This window comes from Phytobacter sp. MRY16-398 (assembly GCF_003925915.1).
Lineage (GTDB): Bacteria > Pseudomonadota > Gammaproteobacteria > Enterobacterales > Enterobacteriaceae > Phytobacter > Phytobacter diazotrophicus.
The window spans coordinates 1,591,075-1,609,525 of record NZ_AP018756.1 but is presented as its reverse complement, the minus strand read 5'-3'; the positions used below and the strand labels follow the sequence as shown (position 1 = coordinate 1,609,525).

Sequence of the window (18,451 nt, the reverse complement as noted above, 5' to 3'; positions counted from 1 at the left end):
TTAGAACCACACTTCAGCCTGAACGCCAAAGTTTACGGTGTCCGTACTGCCGCTGCGGCTGTACCCCCCGGCGGAGATGGTGTTGGTGCTCCAGTCATAGTTGCCGTCCAGGGCATCAGATACGCCTTTATCCCATTTGGCGTACGTTACAAAGAAGCGCAACTGCGGGCGACTCCAGTAACCCGAGTCGAACGTCAGGGTTGGCGCGACGGTCACTTTCGTCAGCCCCCCTTTACCTTTGCCATTCACACCTTTGTAGTTTTCATCATCCAGATACTCGTAGCCTACTTCATACTGCATGGCGAAATTCTTAGTTATCTGGTGATACGGACGAACCCCGGCAACCCAGCGCGTGCGGCCCCAGCCGTCAGCATCGCTGCTCCACCAGCGGTAATTTTTATCCTTCTGGTAATAAGCGAAGGTCGAGATATCAACGTTATTCACTGACGCCATGCTATCCAGTATGACGCGCCACGACTGGGTATCGTCCAGGTTGGCCCAACCCCAGCCATTTTTACCCAGCGAATCCCCCGCCCCCAGGCCGCGTCCATACTGCATAACCAGTTTTGAATAGCCGCCGGTCAGTCCCCAGAAACCATCAAAATTGTAAACCCCGGTGATGCCATAGCCTTTTTCAGCAGACGTTGGATGGTTTTCGTTGCGGTTCATGTGATGACCGACGAATTCAAGATCCAGGCCGGTGCCGCCGATTTTCTTCAACCACACGTTGAGGGAATAGTCATCCGGATACCCCTGATCGCCCTTATCAACAGGATAGGCTTTGGTTTCATCGGTCGGAGAGAAGGCGTAGACACCGGCATCCAGGCTCGCAAAACCGAGATCCATATGATCGAAACCGCCACCGGTACCGTTGTACTGAATGTATTCCCAGTCGTACTGATGACTTGAGGTATTGGAACTGCTGTAGCGCTTGCCGCCCCAGAAGGTGATGTCCGGGGCAAAGTCGAGGTTGCTTAATTCAACAAACCCTTCGCGGAATTGCGCGTCATGGCCATCGTCGTCCCGGCAGTTCCAGTCAGCGGTACATTTGCTCTGATGGGTAATATTGGCCTGAATTTTTGCCACCGCGCCTGATGTTGATTTCAGCGTAACCTGTGGAATTAATTCGATTTTGGTGTCTTCTTCGTTCCCCAGACGCCATTTTCCGTCGGGCATCAATCCTACGGAGTCGACGCGGTTGCCATCGGAATTCGCCAGAATGCCGGAACGAATATAGCCGTGAAGCGTGAAGTCATATGCCTTGACCTCCTCAGCCTGGGCGTTCGCGCAGAGTGCAGCGTTAATGAGTAAGGCCAGAGGTATTAATCGGTTCAACCTGTTCATGATTTTCCTTTTTCTTTTTCTGAGTGAAAGAGCGTCTTATTGGCGCGAAGGGAAATTTACGGATCAAAAAAGGAAAAGTACATCCAGATACGGAAAGCGCTTTCCATAATTGCCGGATCAAATCACAAAATCGAGAATAATGGCAATGATAACGTGATGAAAATCACATAAATGGGTGTGAGTTATAAAAAAGCCAGCGCGGTCATCGCGCTGGCCGGGAAACGGCGGCAGGTTTACTTACTCTCTGCATCCAATAACTGGCGTTCATACACCCTAAAAAATGGCCGGTAGATCATCCAGGAGTTGAACAACGCAAACAGGCACATAAACATGTTTTTCCAACTGCCGTTTGCTGACCAGGCAGCGGCGATGGCATTGACCAGGGCAACATCGCCACGGCGCGGTCCAGTACGCCAAGGTGTGTGAGATACCAGGCAATACAGGCATTGATGACAGGAACGAAAATAAAAGGGATTAAAAATATGGGGTTAAGGATAACCGGAAAGCCAAACAGAATAGGTTCGTTGATATTAAACAGCGAGGGAATAAAGCCAAGTTTCCCGACGCTTTTCAACTGCCGGGAACGGCTGCGTAGCGCCATAAAGATCAGTGGTAAGGTGGAGCCTATTCCGCCAATCAGCAGATAGAAATCCCAGAAACCCTGCAGATAAATATGGGGAAGCTGTGCCTGCCCGCTTGCCAGCGCCTGCTGGTTTTCAAACAGATAAGTCATCCAGAAGGGATTTATGATGCCGGTCACAATTAAGGCGCCATGGATGCCGACAAACCATAATAAATTGCAAATAATCAAAGAGATAAGAATAGCCGTCAGCGTATCAGAAGCGATAATTAACGGGCGAAAGGCTTCGCTTATCAGACCCGGGAGGATCATGCCGGTGGTCAGCTTTAACGTCATATTTACCGCCGTGACAGACAGCATCACCACCAGCAACGGCACAAGGAGCTGGAAACCATTGCGCGTCATCACCGGCACCTCATCCGGCAGGCGTATACACCAGCCTTTATTGTAAAAAAATCTAATAACTTCAATACTATAAAAGCTTGATATCAACGCGCTAAATATCCCTAACCCTCCTAAATAAACATTGCTCCCATCCGTGGTTTTAAAGCCAATAAAGAGCAGAAAACTTATGCACCCTGTCAGGCCCGATAACCTTTCCGGCAACTGGTATTGCTTGGCAAGACTGGCGCTGGCCCCAAAGGCAATGATTAACGCCACCAGACCAATCGTCAGTTCAAAGGTGGGTAAAAGCATCGGGCGAACAAACTGGTAGTAACCGCCAAACCACGAGAAAGGGTTAATGGAAACAGGCGGAAAGATCAACGGCACCATCAGGCTACCGACGATAACAAAAGGCATTGCCAGCGCAAAACTGTCGCGCATGGCGGTGATGTGCTGGCTGCGGGTGAGCATATTGGCAAAAGGGGTAATCCGTTGCTCGATCAGCACAACAACAACATTCATAAACTGAATGTTCATGATGGAACCTATTTAATCCACGAAGTCGCGGGATCATCGCTTACATCGATCCAAAGTGAAAGTCTCAAACTGGTGATCGTGCTCACATTTAATGCATCCATCTATGGAAAGCGCTTTCCGTTCTGAATCCAAAAAGTCTATAGTGCGCCCATTCTCGTCACACAGTCAGGAGTCTTTTCATGAAAAAAATCATGCTTTGTTGTTCCGCTGGCATGTCGACCAGCTTGCTGGTGAAAAAAATGGTGGAAGAAGCGGAAAAGCGCGGTCTGGACGTTGATATCAAAGCCTTTGGTGTCGCGGAATTTGAACAACAAGTGGGGCATTACGAGGTCGTTCTTCTTGGCCCGCAAGTGAAGTACATGCAGAAGGATCTGCAACATAAAGCGAATGCCTACGGTATTCGCGTTGAGCCCATCAACATGATGGATTACGGGATGCAGAAGGGTGCAGCAGTTTTAGATTTTGCCCTTTCATTAATCGACAATAAAAAATAAGGGACACGCCATGAGTTCTCTGTACTCGAAATTAATCGCGGTGATTGAGCAAAAAATCACGCCGCTGGCCGGCGCCGTCGGCCAGCAAAAATACGTTACCTCTATTCGTGACGGTTTCATCCTTGCGCTGCCGTTTATGATTGTTGGCTCTTTTATGCTGGTGTTTATTTTTCCGCCCTTTTCCCCCGACACCACCTGGGGATTCGCACGCGCCTGGCTGCAATTCTCGCTCGATCATCGCGCCAACCTGATGCTGCCGTACTATTTCAGCATGGGCATCATGACGATATTTATTTCTGTCGGGGTTGCCGCCAGTCTCGCCCGCCATCATGAACTGGATCCACTGACGTCAGGCATGCTCTCGCTGATGGGCTTTTTGCTTATCGCCGCGCCGCTTAAAGATGGGCAAATTTCGACGGCGTATTTCTCCGGCCAGGGGATTTTCACCGCCCTGCTGGTCGCCATCTATACCACGGAGCTGTACGCCTTCCTGCGTCGGAACAACATCACCATCCGCCTGCCGCCTGAAGTCCCGACCGGGGTGGCACGTTCGTTCGAAATCCTCATCCCGGTTCTTGCCGTGGTGCTGACGCTGCATCCGCTGAATCTGGTTATTGAAGCCCAATTTGGCATGATCATCCCGGAAGCGATCATGTCGCTGGTTAAACCGCTGGTCGCCGCGTCGGACACCTTACCGGCTATTTTGCTCTCTGTGCTGGTGTGCCAGATCCTGTGGTTTGCCGGGATCCATGGCGCGCTGATCGTCACCGGCATTATGAACCCTTTCTGGATGGCGAACCTGTCCGTCAACCAGGCGGCCATTGCCGCAGGCACCGCCATTCCCCACATTTATGTGCAGGGTTTTTGGGATCACTATCTGCTGATCGGCGGCGTAGGTTCAACCTTACCGCTGGCGCTGCTGTTGATTCGCAGCAAAGCCGTGCACCTGCGCACTATCGGCCGTATGGGTATCGTTCCTGGTATGTTCAACATCAATGAACCCATTCTGTTTGGTGCACCGATCATTATGAACCCGCTGTTCTTCCTTCCGTTTGTGCTTGTGCCGATGGTCAATGCGACCCTGGCCTACCTGGCACTCGACTTTGGCCTGGTCGCCCGTGTGGTCTCGATGACCCCGTGGACCACGCCGGCGCCGATCGGCGCCTCCTGGGCGGCGAACTGGGCTTTTAGCCCTGTCATTATGTGTCTCATTTGTATGGTCAGCGCCACCGCCATGTATTTTCCGTTCTTTAAAGCCTACGAAAAACAGCTGCTTGCACAAGATACCGCTGAAAATCAGCCATCCGGTGCTACAGGCCAGTCAGAAACCGCATAACTGCAATAACCGAACTCAGAGGATGTTATGGAATTAGAAGAGCAAGTCATGGGCATTATCATCAATGCCGGACAATCACGCAGCCTGTGCTATGAAGCATTGCAGAGCGCCAAAGAAGGCAATTTTGCCGATGCTGATGAAAAAATGCAGCAGGCGCAACACTTTGCCCGTGAAGCGCATTTAGTCCAGACCCAGCTTATTGAAGCCGATGAAGGCGAAGGAAAAACCAAAATGACGCTGGTGATGGTGCATGCCCAGGACCACCTGATGACCTCCATCCTTGCGAAAGAGTTAGTGACGGAACTTATCGAGATTTACCGCACGCGCCATTAATTGCACGACACCGAAGAGAGGCACAGCCTCTCTTCTTTTACTGGAGGATGACAATGCTTCACCTTGGCCTTGATATTGGCGGTACAAAAATGGAAGCGGTACTGCTGGACCAAAACGGCACCGTTCGTTTTCGTGAGCGGCGTCCAACGTATAAAGCCGACTACGCCGGATTTCTTCATCATCTCGTCGGGATGGTGGAATACATCAAAACCGAACAGAAGCAGGAATTTACCATCGGGATTGGGCTGCCGGGCGCGATAGACCCGGAAACCGATCTTATCAAGAATTGTAATTGTCTGGTGCTGAATGGCGAAAATTTAGCAAAAGATCTGGCCTGTCGCCTGGAACAACCGGTTTTTCTGGCCAACGATGCCGACTGTTTTACCCTCTCCGAGGCCATCGACGGTGCGGGCAAGGGTTATGGGACGGTGTTTGGCGTTATTATCGGCACCGGATGCGGCGGCGGCGTGGTGGTGAATGGACAGTTACTCAGCGGCCCCAACGCCATTGCAGGCGAATGGGGACACAATCCACTGCCAGGCTGGACAGCAGAAAAAGATGGCCCGATTCAGCACTGCTATTGTCTGCATGAGAACTGTATTGAAAGCTATATTTCCGGCACCGGATTTAGCCGTCGTTTCAATGAGAAACAGGAAAGCCAGCTAAGCACGGAGTCGATCATTGCCGCAGCCGAAGCAGGCGATCCGCTGGCATTCGCCCATTATCAGCACTTTATCGACGCTTTTGCGCGCAGCATCGCCGGGGTTATCAATACGCTCGATCCGCATGTCATTGTCATTGGCGGCGGCCTTTCTAACGTTGCATCGATCTATCGCGACCTTCCACCAGCTATCAAGAGGTACATTTTTTCATCCTCTTGTCACACTGCTATTGTGAAAGCCAGGTTCGGCGACGCCAGCGGGGTTCGCGGCGCTGCATGGCTACCCACGCTTCATTCACACCAAACTGATACGGCGCGCCGTACGGCGTAAGTGACTAAAACTGGTCTGCATTTATGGTATTATTGGGAGAAAATCGCCATACAGAAAACACCATGCCTACTATTGATGATGTTGCAAAATTAGCCAATGTTTCCCGCGCCACGGTTTCACGCGTGCTGACCGGCACACGTGGCGTGCGCGACGATAGCCGTGAAGCGGTGTTAAAAGCCGTTGAAGTGCTCGACTACCGTCCCAGTTTTGCGGCGCAGACGCTGGCCAGTAATACATCAGGTTATATCGGTATGGTGTTGCCCGCTCATGAAGCCAGTTTCAGCGCGACGCTTTTGCCTCGCCTGTCGCTTGCGGTGAAAGCACTCAATAAATCATTACTGATTCAGTACGTTAATGATGAAAATGAGCAAAAAGCCGCCATACACAGTCTGCATCATCAATGCGCGGCTGTGGTGACCTTAAGTCATGCCAGTAGCGATATGCCAGCCAATGTCATCGCCTTTGACGCCTTTTCCACCAAAGGAAGCGCCAACCAGGGCTATAACTATGCTTTCGCGGCAGAAAGCGCCTGTCGTTATGTGCTCGGGAAAGGGCACCGCAATATTGCCTTGCTCGTTGATAATGAAGACGACGTTGCCAGTAAGCAGATGCTGGAAGGGTATCGCAGCGTTTTGCAGAATTACTCGCTACCGTTTAACCGCCAGTTGCTGGTTATGGCCAACAACAATATCGAACAGGCATTGTTAAAACTCATAAACAGTTTTACAAAATACACGGCAATCATTGCCAAACGCGACAGCTACGCCGCCGAGGCCATGCGTTTATTGCGTGAATTTAATATCGCCGTACCGCAAGAAGTCTCTATCGTCAGCCTTGAGGATTCCCCGCTTGCCGCGTTGCTTTATCCTCCGCTGACCTGCATCGCTTACCCTGTCGATCAATTGCTGGAACAATGTATACAACGTATTCAGTCATTGATTGATGGGCACCCTGTCTTTGTGGAAGAGGGCAAATCGATTACCGGACGCCTGGTGGCACGCGCATCGGTAACCGATATTAACGCGATGTGAAATTCCCTTTCGCGTAAATGGGCGCAGCGGGAAAACCTCAACATAAGGAGCACGATTCTGTCGCTGTAGATGACCTTGCCTGCCCTTATCCTTCTGCCCTGCCCCGTTTACGCCGTCAGCGCGCGACATTCCGCCATAAGATATTCGCGCTACTGCCGCGGCTCACTAAAACGGCCGCGTCGCGGAGGTGCGAATGGAGAAATCCAGAGAAACAGCGTCATCCTGGTCAACGTCTATTACGCTCATCACACGGTCATCCGTGCTGACGTGGCGCGACCTTAACGCCTGTGCTTTTTCCGGTTGCCCCGCCAATTCGTAGGCCTGCGCCAGATCGCGTCGCCAGTTGGCATTCCATGGGCAGGCCTGGAGTCCCTTTTCCATGTGCCCGATGCCATCGGCCAGGTGCCCTTTGCGAACATAAATCAGGCCTACCATGAAATGCGCGGTAGCGTGTTCGGGCAGATGGTGCAACAGGCGTCTGAAAAGCATCTCGGCTTCATCAAGTTTTCCCTGACGATAGTAGACGATACCCTCGGTCTGCATTCCCGGCACCGGCAGGCTTACCATCTCAACAGGCTCATGCACGATCTTCGCATTGGTTCCCGCGGTAAGCGGCGCCAGAAAGTCCGCGTAACGCCGCCAGCGTTCGCGCGCGGTCTGATAGATAGGCTGACGCACCTGCCACACACTGGCGGTCTTGACCGGCCTGTCCAGTTCAGACGTGTCGAGCACCTGTGGCTCCCACTGCACGCCCAGATAAGCGAGCATGCGGCGCGCCTCACGCTCCGGGTCAGAGACGACATCCTCGTAGCGCACCTCAAGAATTTCGCCGGGGAATAGCTGGTTCCAGTGGTGCATCAACAGATTGTGGTCGGCCAGTTGTTCACCAATCCATTGCAAATCATAGGCGAAGCCCATACCGCCATGTTTGGCTGCGTAGTCGGTGAAGTAGTTGGAGATAGCGATATCACGCGGGTCGCGTCGCACTGAGATTATCCGCGCGTTCGGGAACAGCAGCTTGATAAGACCAATGTTCTCGAAATTGTGCGGCAGCTTGTCCACCACATGCCGAACCTCAGAAGCGTTTTCTGGCACGGTTTCCCGCAGTTCCTTGAGCAGGCTGGCGGTGATACCCGCCACGACATCGGCCGACAGATCGTCCACACAGTCCGGATAATGGTGTCCTGACCCCGTATGACGCTCCCAGCGTTCCAGCCTGGCGATCGTGCTGGGAATCACCCCCAGTTCGCCCGCGCCGTGGATTTGGCTGTGCCCCGCCAGAATCTGTTCAATCAGCGTCGTACCGGAACGCGGCATACCCAGTACGAATACCGGCAGCGTTGAATCGTTGCCGATGTGGCGCCGGTGATCGTAGAGCGAACGGCTGAATGCGTGGCGGATACGCGCGCAGCTTTGTCGGTGTGCAACCGGATCGTAACGTAGAAGTGCGCGGTGGGCGGCATTGGCTTCGTTGGCCAGGGTGAAGGCTCTGGCGTACTCTTTGCGTTTTTCCCAGGCGGCAGCCAGTTGCAGCAGCAATCCAGGCTGCACCGGGCCGGACAAGCCAGGCCGACGCGCCAGATTTTCCAGGCGAATCAACGTCTCTTCATCTTGCGGAAAACGACGGGCATTGATCAGCGCCGCATGACCGCGTGCCGGATCGATCGCCAAAATTTGCTCGAACAGCCCAACAGCCTCGTCGATACGCCCCAATTGCATATATAACTGTCCCAGCCCTTGCAGTGCCGGGAGCAGTTGCGGATGTGCCTGTAGCACGTCGATGTATCGCGCCTCTGCCCCGGCGTACCGCTGTTCCTGCGCGTCTGCACCGGCCAGTGCTACTTGCGCCTGCGCCAGCCAGTGACCGATTTGCGCGGCGTCCATATCGGGTGAAGGCGTCAGCGCCCCGGCCTCCTCAAGAGCCTGTTCAGCCATTGTACGCACCAACGCCGGATGCCCCTGGGTAGCGACGCTGGCAAGCTTGAGGCGCAGAGGAAGCGTTATTTTTTGCTGCTGCCCGGCCAGATTAATGGCACGGTGCAACAAGGCAATGGCATGCGGTATGCGCCCCTGCAACTCAGCCAGTTCAGCGTGCTGTAGGTACAGGTCCGGATGTTCCGGGTAATGACGCAGACCATGGCGCAGCGCATCCTCGGCCTGGGCATGGCGTCCTCGCTCGGCCAGACGCTGAACATAACCGGTCAGCAGGCCGCAGTAATCGTCCTCAGCCAGTTCAGCATGGCGTGCGTCCAGCCAGGCATCAGCGCGGGCGAAGTCGCCACAGGCCAGCCACAGCTCCAGACGCAGGCCGCGCAGTTGCTGATCGTGCAGCGCCACCTGCTGTGCGGGCCAGTGCTCCCGCTCGCCTGCCCAGAAGCGGTCTGCGGCGGCCAGCGTCTCTTCGGCCTGATGCAACGCCTCACTTTGCAGGTAGAGACGCAGCAGTTGCTGATAGACGTCGATACGTGGTTGCAGGCGCAGACTGCATTCATACAGGGGGATAGCCTCCTCCTCCCGTTGATGCTGCACATAACAGGCAGCCAGACGCGCCAGCAGAAGCGAGTGGTCTGGTGCCTCGGTGCGGGTGGCTTCCAGCAGCGCCTGCGCCGTGGCAGATTCCCCAAGAAGCAGATGCACGGCAGCCAGGTCGACACGGGCATCGACCTCCAGTTCAGCCGGGATCAGCACCCCCAGCGTCTGGCGGGCCGCCTCTGGCTGGCCCAAATGGGCCTGAGCCAGGGCCAAAAGCACCTGTTCTGCTGATGAGAGCGCAGGCAGGCTAAAGACAGCCTCCTGCAGCGCCTCGAATTGCCGCATTTCGACCAGACGGCGTAGCAGAATCAGTGAACCTGTCATGGTATCGCCAGCCCTTGCGAGGTGAGGACGCCGGCAGGCATCGCCTGCAGATACGCCTGAGCAAACGAATTATCCGAATTCGGGTTCGCGGCCCAGGTGCCGTTCCAAAGATCCGCGTTATTTCCACCACGAGCGAATTGGCCATTTGCGGCAACGCCGGCGACATTAGAAGAAAGCGTAGAAGAGAACCCCGCCACCCAGTTAACGTAATTGCCGCCGTGATTCATCGCCATTACTGCGTCGCCATGGCTTCCCTTAACATCACTCCCCGTGCCCACCAGCACAATCTTGTCGTCCGTGCCCAGATTCTGCGCGCCCGACCACATTTCGTTGCTATCCAGACCAACCAGCGGGCTGTAAGTGCTGTTGACCTTGATATAGATGGTGTACGCGGTATTGGCGTCAAAGACACGCCCGTTATGCTCGGAACTTTGTCCCGTCGTCAGGTCGAACACCACGATGGAAGGATCCCCGACCGAGGCGGAAGCGGTCGTGAAATTCAACCCCGTCGACGTGCTGATACCTGCATAGTTATTCCCCGCCGCGTCGTGCAGCGCGGTACTGTCGATTTGGACATGGTAGTTTGCGCCAGCCGCCAGATCCGTTGTCGGGTTGACCGTCACCGTGTGACCGCTGATAGAGACCTGCGAACTGTCGGTGATGTCGATGACCTTGTTCAGACTGCTGTTGCCGTCGTTAACGAGGGTGATATGGCCGCTGCCGGCCTGCACGTTCTCGCTGAAGGTCAGTGTCAGGTTAGAGCCCGTGGCAACGCTGCCGCCGTTATCCTGCGGCGTGCTGCTGGAGAGCACAGGCGCTGTGCTGTCTACCGTAAGACCAGTGCTGTCCGCCGCAGTGGCCGAGGTGTGGCTCGCCGTGGTGGCCGTAACAGAGACGTTGAGACCATGAACGTTGTTAATGGAGCCGGCGGCGATAGTGTATTGGGCCGTATATTTACCATCGCCAGCGGTGACATCGCCGTGGGTACCATCGTCCCAGGCCGTCACCGGCGTGCTGGCGCCAAACTGGCTGAAATCCATGGTGACGCCGGTCACTGTGCTGGTATTGGCGTCGCCACTGGCAGAGTTATCCCATACGGCGGTGACGGTGTCGCCAATCTTGTAGGTACTGCCGTCTGCGCCACCTGGCGTGGAGGTGATGGCGATATGGGCATCGGTCACTATCGGTAACGCGGGAGCAGGACCTGCGTTCAGGCCAATCTGATAGATATCGCCGACAGCATAGCCAGCCTTACCGCCATCGCTTGTGTCGCTATCAAACAGCACAGAGTAGGTGATGTCATGGCCGCCCGCGCCATCGGAGACGATCCGCACGTTGTACAACTGCCCGCCCTGGGGCACCGTGATACCGGTGTCCGTCACCGCACTGGTCAGCTCGCCGGTGGTTTTGGAGATACTGACCTGGCTCAGGCCGCCGTTACCGTCAGGGAACACGAACACCAGATCCGTACCGTTGTCGTACACCGTGGCTGATGCCGCCAGGTAGCCGGTGGTGCTGTACTGCAACTCATCATGGGTCAACTTGTCCATCGCACCAACGTCCACGGCGTGATAGCTCTGGGTCCCCATGTTATAAACGGTGTTGCTCTGGACGTTGGTGGTGATGAGCGTGCCGTTGTTGTTATAGAGCGTGACCTGCCAGGTCGCAGTGCGATATTCCTGACTAAAGACAGCAAACCCCCCATCGAAAGCAATGGCGTTCGTCGGCGAACCCTGCTCGTCGTTCCAGTTAACGCGCTGCCAGGTCGTGCCGCTGTCGAAGTTGGCCAGCGAACCGGTGGCGTCGAGTTTGAAGATGAAGGCGCCGATAGGCGTGCTTGTAGCCGACTGGCCGGGCGTGCCTATCCAGTCGTAGACCTCGGACGCCAGCACATAGCTGCCATCGCTCAGTGCCGTCAGCACACCCGGCGTCAACTGGAATTTCATCAACTGCACTGCCGGGCTGGCGACACCGCCGAAGTTTGCGCTCGAACTGTTGCCACCAATCAGGGTCTGCGCGCCCTGGGTGAAGCTGAGTCCGCTGCCGTTGTAGTGGAAGACAGAAATAGCTTCCTGCTGATCGGTCCCGGTCCCCATCGTCTGGTAGGCGATCGCGAAATCACCGCCATTCGCGCTGCTCTGCGCCGCGATGGTGACCCCGGTACCAGGGGCTGCCAGGGTGTTGCTGGATTGCAGATTGCCGCTGTTGTCATAGATCGCATAGTGGACGCTGTAATCTGAGTAATTAGCGGTATCCACCTGCGACCAGGCCACGACGAAACCGCCGTTGGCCAGCGCCTTGATCTGTGTATCCATCATGGTGTAGCCATTGGGGATACTGATGTCGACGGTCTTGATGACGTTATTGCCCGCGTCCAGCACCTTAATAACGCCAGCGTAAAGCGGGCCGGTCGGATCCCAGGAAATATTGTCGCCGCCGGTCTGCTTCATGTACTCCAGCACCGTGTAGCCGTTACTCAGTTTCTCCAGACCGACGTTGATGTTCATCTCGGTGGATGTGTCGGTGGTACTGCCCGAGACCAACGCGCTGCCATTAAGGCCAGCACTGACGTTAAGGGTGACAGTCTGGCTACTATGGTTGCCAGCGGCATCGGTCGCGGTAACGATGAAGTTATAGCTGCCCTCGATAGCGGCGTTGTTGAGTGTGACGACGCCGGTGGTGGGGTTGATGGAGAAATTGGCGAGGCTGTCCGCGTCCAGGCTATAGGTGATGGCATGGGCGTCCGTGGCGTTGGCATCGTACACCTGGGTGCCAGCCGCCGTGCCGCCAACAATGGTGGCGCCGGTAGCGGTGGCGCCGCCTGCGATAACGGGCGCGGTGTTGTCCACAATCACGCTGCTGCCGGAAATGATGGAAAGATTGCCTGCCGCATCAACGGCATAAGCGTGGTAAGTACCTTCGGCAAGGCCAGTCAGCGCCAGCGTGGTGCTGGCGTTTGCCGCGACGGCGACGCTGTTCACCAGGTTGTCGGCGGCGGCGGTGAGGCTGCCCAGATTCGTCACTGTCACGCTGTCGCTGACCAGATATACCGTGCCGGCCTCGGTGCTCTGCACGGTGACCGTCTGGCTGCTGTTCTCCACGCCATCCACGTCGCGGGTGAGCGTGACGGCAGGCGGCGTGGTATCGACGACGTTGTAGGTGACGGTATGCGTGGTCTGGTTGCCAGCGGCGTCGGTGGCGGTGACGGTGAATTGCGCACCGGTGGCCTTAGCCGGGCTGGAGAGCAGCGTCACGACGCCAGTGCTGGCGTTAATATGGAAGTGCCCGGTGTCGCTCAGGCTGTAGGTGACGCCGTGCGCATCGGTGGCGGCAGCGGTGTAGACAGTATCGCCGACGGCAGTACTATCGGTAATATCGGCGGCGGTGGCAGCGCTGGTGAAGACAGGCGCGGTGTTGTCCACAATCACGCTGCTACCCGAGATGGCGGAGACATTGCCGGACGCGTCCACAGCATAAGCGTGGTAGGTGCCTTCGGCAAGGCCAGTCAGCGCCAGCGTGGTGCCAGCGTTTGCCGCGACGGCGACGCTGTTCACCAGGTTGTCGGCGGCGGCGGTGAGGCTGCCCAGATTCGTCACTGTCACGCTGTCGCTGACCAGATATACCGTGCCGGCCTCGGTGCTCTGCACGGTGACCGTCTGGCTGCTGTTCTCCACGCCATCCACGTCGCGGGTGAGCGTGACGGCAGGCGGCGTGGTGTCGACGACGTTGTAGGTGACGGTATGCGTGGTCTGGTTGCCAGCGGCGTCGGTGGCGGTAACATTGAATTGCGCGCCAGTGGCGCTGGCCGGGCTGGAGAGCAGCGTCACGACGCCGGTACTGGTGTTGATACGGAAGTGCTGGGTGTCGCTCAGGCTGTAGGTCACGCCGTGCGCATCGGTGGCGGCAGCGGTGTAGACAGTATCGCCGACGGCAGTGCTATCGGTAATATCGGCGGCGGTGGCAGCACTGGTGAAGACAGGTACGGTGTTGTCCACCAACACACTGCGGCCGGAAATAACAGAAAGATTGCCTGCCGCATCGACGGCATAAGCATGGTAGGTGCCTTCTGCGAGATTTGCGGCAGAGATAGTTGCGCTGGTATTGGCTGTGACAGTCGTGCTGGCCCACTGGTTGCTGGCGGCGCCCGTAATGTCGCTGAGCTGACTGACCACGACATTGTCGTTGACGAGATAGATGGTGCCACTTTCGGTACTTTGCACGGTGGCGTGGCCATCGTGGTTGAGCACGACGAGGTTTTCGTGGATGCTGCCGTCGGCGTTAAATTTCTGCACAAAGAGGTGATAGCCTGAAATGCCGCTGGCATAACCGTACCAGGTCACCATGTATTCGCCGTTTGTACCAACGGCGGTGACTTGTGGATAGAGGTCGGTCGCGCCGCTGGAAGCTTGCAGTTGTACGACACCGCCCACCAGGCCGCCACTGGCATCGAATTTCTGCACATTGACGTCCCAATTCGAGCTGCCCAAACTCATCCAGGTAACGACATAGCCGCCATCGCCCAGCGCCGTGATGCGCGGTAATTCGTCGTAGTTATTGCTCGTATTGTTGTGTGATGCGTCCAGTTGCACGGTAGCGCCCACTTTGCTGCCGCCAGCAGAGAACTGTTGAACAAAGACAGTGTAATCGTCGGAGCCGTTTGTATCGGTATATTCCATCCATGTGATGGCGTAGCCACCGCCGGTCAGCGCTGCAACGTACGGGTAGGTATATTCGCTACCGAAATTACTGTTACTCGCGCCGTTCAGTTCGACGATGCTGCCAACCCTGGCGCCGTTGGCATCGAACTGCTGCACATAGGTGCTGCTGTTGTAGTTCGAGTTGCTGTAGTTGTAGCCGGACCAGGTAACGACATAGCCGCCGTTAGCCAGCGCCGTGATCTGCGGCAGGGTTTCGTAGTTAGTACTGTTTCCCGTCGAGGCGTCCAGCACCACCGGGGTGTTAGTGGAAGCGGTGCCAGTAGCGTCGAACTGCTGCACGTAGATGTGGTAGTCGCCGGAGGTTTGGCCCTGCCAGGTCACCACGTAGCTACCGCTGTCCAGCACGGTCACCTGCGGGCTGGCGTTGTTAGAGGAGCCTTGCGCAATCAGTGGCACGGTGTTGCCAACGGCAACACCCGCGTCATCAAAGCGCTGCACGTAGACACCGCCGCCGTTGATGTACCAGGTCACGATATAGCTGCCATCGGTAAGCGTCGCGATCTGCGGGGCGATATCCTGCGCAGAAGCGGCCCCATCAAGTTTCACGGCTGCGGATATTGGGCTACCGTCAGCATTGAACAACTGCGTATAGATGCTGCTGTCAGTGCTGGCGCTATTCTTGCCGGTCCAGGCCACGGCATACGCCCCTGCATCATTAATGGCCGTCACACTGATGACGCTGTCCAACGCGTTGGAGTAAGTGTTGGTCGCGCTTGATGCGAGCTGTACGGGATCGCCCATCGCCACACCCTGAGCGCTCAGGCGCTGCGCATAGATCCCGTAGCTGCCATTGTTGTTGCCTGCCCATGTCACCAGGAAGCTACCGTCGCCCAGCGCGGTTGTGTCGAAACCGTTGGGGTAAATGTAGCCCGTCGCCGGGCTCAGCATCACGGGCCCCGTCGAGCTGCCGTCGAGTGTGACAGTCGGTGCGATTTCGTCCACATCGGTGACATTAACGGTGACGGTCTGCGTGGTCACATGGCCTGCCGCGTCAGTGGCGGCGACGATAAAGGTGTATGCAGGCGCGTGGGTACCTTCAAAGTCAGGGCTGGCTTTGAAAGTGACCGCACCCGTTGCCGCATCGATAGTGAAATACTGGGCGTCTGCGCCATTATCCGCATCGATCAAGCTGTAGGTGACGTGCTCGCCACCATCGGCGGCGTCATTGTCAAAGGCCTGCGCGGTATAGATGGCGGTGCTGGTGGCGGTGTTCTCGGCAACGCTCACCGTGGCGGTGGCGAAGCTGTCGCTGCTGTTGCCCGTGGTGAAGCTGGGGGCGACCTCATCGAGGTTATTGATGCCCAGGGTGACCGTGCGGTCGCTGGCATTGCCTGCCGCATCGGTGGCAACAACGGTGAAGCTGTAGCTGGATTTGCTTTCAAAATCCGGGTTGCCGGTCAGTGTGACCGCACCGGTGGTCGGGTTGATGGTCAGCCCCGCGTCGCTGCCCGCTTTGAGCGAGAAGGTCACCCCACCGCTGATATCGCCGCTGTCGGTGGCCGTGGCGGTGTAAATCACCTGACCCGCACCGCTGTTTTCGTTGATCGCCGTGGCCGTCGTGCCGCTGGTGATCGTCGGCGCCACTTCGTCGAGGTTGTTAACCGCCAGGGTGACCGTGCGGTCGCTGGCATTGCCTGCCGCATCGGTGGCGACGACAGTGAAGCTGTAGCTGGATTTGCTTTCAAAATCCGGGTTGCCGGTCAGCGTGACCGCACCGGTGGTCGGGTTGATGGTCAGACCCGCGTCGCTGCCCGCTTTGAGCGAGAAGGTCACCCCGCCGCTGATATCGCCGCTGTCGGTGGCCGTGGCGGTGTAAATCACCTGACCCGCGCCGCTGTTTTCGTTGATCGCCGTGGCCGTCGTGCCGCTGGTGATCGTCGGCGCCACTTCGTCGAGGTTATTAACCGCCAGGGTGACCGTGCGGTCGCTGGCATTGCCTGCCGCATCGGTGGCAACAACGGTGAAGCTGTAGCTGGATTTGCTTTCAAAATCCGGGTTGCCGGTCAGTGTGACCGCTCCGGTGGTCGGGTTGATGGTCAGCCCCGCGTCGCTGCCCGCTTTAAGCGAGAAGGTCACCCCACCGCTGATATCGCCGCTGTCGGTGGCCGTGGCGGTGTAAATCACCTGACCCGCGCCGCTGTTTTCGTTGATCGCCGTGGCCGTCGTGCCGCTGGTGATGGTCGGTGCCACTTCGTCGAGGTTATTAACCGCCAGGGTGACCGTCTGGCTGCTGGCATTGCCGGCGGCATCGGTGGCGACGACGGTGAAACTGTAGCTGGCTTTGCTTTCATAATCCGGGTTGCCGGTCAGTGTGACCGCACCGGTAGAGGCATTGATGCTAAACAGCGCGCTGTCACCGGTGGTGCCCAGGCTATAGCTGAATTGACTGGGGTCGGTAGCAACGGCAGTCCAGACCACCTTACCTGCCCCGATGTTCTCATCCACACTGGCCGTCGTGGCGCTGCTAAAGACAGGCGCATGGGTATCAATAATGAGGCTGACGCCGCCGGATGCATCACTGGCGGTCGCCGCGCCTTTAATCAGCAACGACTGCGCGCCATCGGACAGATTGTTAGTGCTGCCGAGTGTAATTCCGGCAGCGACGGTGTCCAGGATGGTCTGGGTGGTCGCACCCGCATTGGCTTCAGCACCGGAGAAGGCCGCCAGCAGGAGGCCATATTTTTCACCGGCACTCAGGCCATCGGCAGCATCAAAACTGCCGCCGTTGGTAGCGGTAACCGTCGTGTTCAGAATGTTATCCACGCCAAACAGGTTACTGATGGCCGTTGCCGTGTCGGTCACCTGGGTTGCGCTCAGGGTGGCGGGATTGTCAGGCGTGCCACCGAGGGCCTCCTGGGCCTTGGTATAGGCGAGCGTGGTCAACACGTTAACATTGAGCACAAGAGTACTGTTGTTTCCGGAGATAACCCCCATACTCCAAAGCTGAGCAGAGAGGTCTTTACCCGCGCCAGTGGCTTCGTCCAGGTAGTCAGCGGCGCTGCCGCTGTTGACAAGTTTCACAATAACGACGCCGGTGTAACTGCCCGCAGACACCGTGACCGAGCCATCGGCCCCCAAAGTCCCCGTGCCAATCAGCGTTTTGCCATCGGCCTGATAAATCTCTACTTTCAAATCGTTACTGCTAAGCGCCGGGCCGCCGACAAAATTAAGCTGAACAGCGTTCTGGACCGGGGTTTCTCCCCCACCGTTATTGTTGTTATCGCCACCCTTATCATGCCCGCCATGGCCACCGCTTGCCGCTGCAACCCCGATCACGCCCCCCAGCCCGAGGGCAGCGGCGATATAGCCCGCATAAGAGTGCGACTGAGGAAGGTACGTGACAGGATGGCCAGTCACTACCGAGCCATCATGCAGGCCAGCTAAGATACCTTCCAGCCCGGGGTGGCCTGAGGTCATGCTGGCCAGCGCGTCAGGAGAACCGTGCGCATAAAGAACATGGCTGCCGTCAGACAGGGCTGCCCCTTCGGTGCTCCCCGGCGTAATCACCTGGGTAGAAGTGCCATCGGCAGGCAGGGTTACACTGGTATCGCTTTCGGTATACCAGCCCTGTAGGGTCAGCGTGGTGCCATCGGCATAGTCCAGTTGCAGATCCTGTCCGTGACGTGAAGCCACTACGTCATCAGCCAGCTTTTCCTGATCATTTTCACCCTGGCGTTTAAGCACCCGGTAAGATTCACCCGGCGCAGCTTTGTGAATATTGGTCTGCCCGGCCTGCAGGGAGATGCGGGTTTTACCGGTACTGAGCGTATATTGGCGTGGCTTCATCTGGGTCTCGGGTTTCATAATGTGTTATCTCTCTCTGGGGCGGACAGGAAAATCGGGTTG

Annotated in this window: 8 protein-coding genes and 1 pseudogene; 5 read left to right on the top strand and 4 right to left on the bottom strand. The window is 56.7% G+C overall.

The window, feature by feature from the left end; translation table 11 throughout:
- Complete coding sequence (locus MRY16398_RS07770) at positions 1–1,344, bottom strand: maltoporin (protein ID WP_079496213.1); 1,344 nt, start codon at positions 1,342–1,344, stop codon at positions 1–3.
- A gap of 233 nt (positions 1,345–1,577) precedes the next feature.
- A pseudogene (locus MRY16398_RS07765) lies at positions 1,578–2,845 on the bottom strand (PTS sugar transporter subunit IIC).
- A gap of 179 nt (positions 2,846–3,024) precedes the next feature.
- Between MRY16398_RS07765 and MRY16398_RS07760 the strand changes: the two are divergent.
- From MRY16398_RS07760 to MRY16398_RS07740, 5 genes are all read left to right on the top strand, one after another.
- Positions 3,025–3,339 carry a PTS sugar transporter subunit IIB gene (locus tag MRY16398_RS07760; protein WP_039079806.1) on the top strand — a complete coding sequence of 105 codons (315 nt, stop codon included), beginning with the start codon at positions 3,025–3,027 and terminating at the stop codon, positions 3,337–3,339.
- 10 nt (positions 3,340–3,349) lie between these two features.
- Complete coding sequence (locus MRY16398_RS07755) at positions 3,350–4,675, top strand: PTS sugar transporter subunit IIC (protein ID WP_125124120.1); 1,326 nt, start codon at positions 3,350–3,352, stop codon at positions 4,673–4,675.
- A 27-nt stretch (positions 4,676–4,702) separates the two neighbouring features.
- Entirely contained in the window at positions 4,703–5,008 is a 306-nt protein-coding gene (chbA, locus tag MRY16398_RS07750) for a PTS N,N'-diacetylchitobiose transporter subunit IIA (protein WP_039079804.1), read from the top strand.
- Positions 5,009–5,061: 53 nt separating this feature from the next.
- Positions 5,062–6,000 carry an ROK family protein gene (locus MRY16398_RS07745; RefSeq protein WP_125124119.1) on the top strand — a complete coding sequence of 313 codons (939 nt, stop codon included), beginning with the start codon at positions 5,062–5,064 and terminating at the stop codon, positions 5,998–6,000.
- Positions 6,001–6,062: 62 nt separating this feature from the next.
- Entirely contained in the window at positions 6,063–7,031 is a 969-nt protein-coding gene (locus tag MRY16398_RS07740; RefSeq protein ID WP_039079802.1) for a LacI family DNA-binding transcriptional regulator, read from the top strand.
- A gap of 165 nt (positions 7,032–7,196) precedes the next feature.
- On the opposite strand, the gene MRY16398_RS07735 is transcribed toward MRY16398_RS07740, so the two are convergent.
- The gene (locus MRY16398_RS07735) at positions 7,197–9,887 is read right to left on the bottom strand and encodes a tetratricopeptide repeat-containing sulfotransferase family protein (protein WP_125124118.1); all 2,691 of its coding nucleotides are present in this window, start codon (positions 9,885–9,887) and stop codon (positions 7,197–7,199) included.
- Positions 9,884–18,391 carry a beta strand repeat-containing protein gene (locus tag MRY16398_RS07730; RefSeq protein ID WP_172600631.1) on the bottom strand — a complete coding sequence of 2,836 codons (8,508 nt, stop codon included), beginning with the start codon at positions 18,389–18,391 and terminating at the stop codon, positions 9,884–9,886. The genes MRY16398_RS07735 and MRY16398_RS07730 overlap by 4 nt, the downstream gene beginning before the upstream one ends.
- Positions 18,392–18,451: the final 60 nt, after the last annotated feature.

Coding starts and splice junctions, on each gene's coding strand:
- MRY16398_RS07770 (WP_079496213.1), bottom strand. CDS start 1,344: ATGAACAGGTTGAACCGATTAATACCTCTGGCCTTACTCATTAACGCT.
- MRY16398_RS07760 (WP_039079806.1), top strand. CDS start 3,025: ATGAAAAAAATCATGCTTTGTTGTTCCGCTGGCATGTCGACCAGCTTG.
- MRY16398_RS07755 (WP_125124120.1), top strand. CDS start 3,350: ATGAGTTCTCTGTACTCGAAATTAATCGCGGTGATTGAGCAAAAAATC.
- chbA (WP_039079804.1), top strand. CDS start 4,703: ATGGAATTAGAAGAGCAAGTCATGGGCATTATCATCAATGCCGGACAA.
- MRY16398_RS07745 (WP_125124119.1), top strand. CDS start 5,062: ATGCTTCACCTTGGCCTTGATATTGGCGGTACAAAAATGGAAGCGGTA.
- MRY16398_RS07740 (WP_039079802.1), top strand. CDS start 6,063: ATGCCTACTATTGATGATGTTGCAAAATTAGCCAATGTTTCCCGCGCC.
- MRY16398_RS07735 (WP_125124118.1), bottom strand. CDS start 9,887: ATGACAGGTTCACTGATTCTGCTACGCCGTCTGGTCGAAATGCGGCAA.
- MRY16398_RS07730 (WP_172600631.1), bottom strand. CDS start 18,391: ATGAAGCCACGCCAATATACGCTCAGTACCGGTAAAACCCGCATCTCC.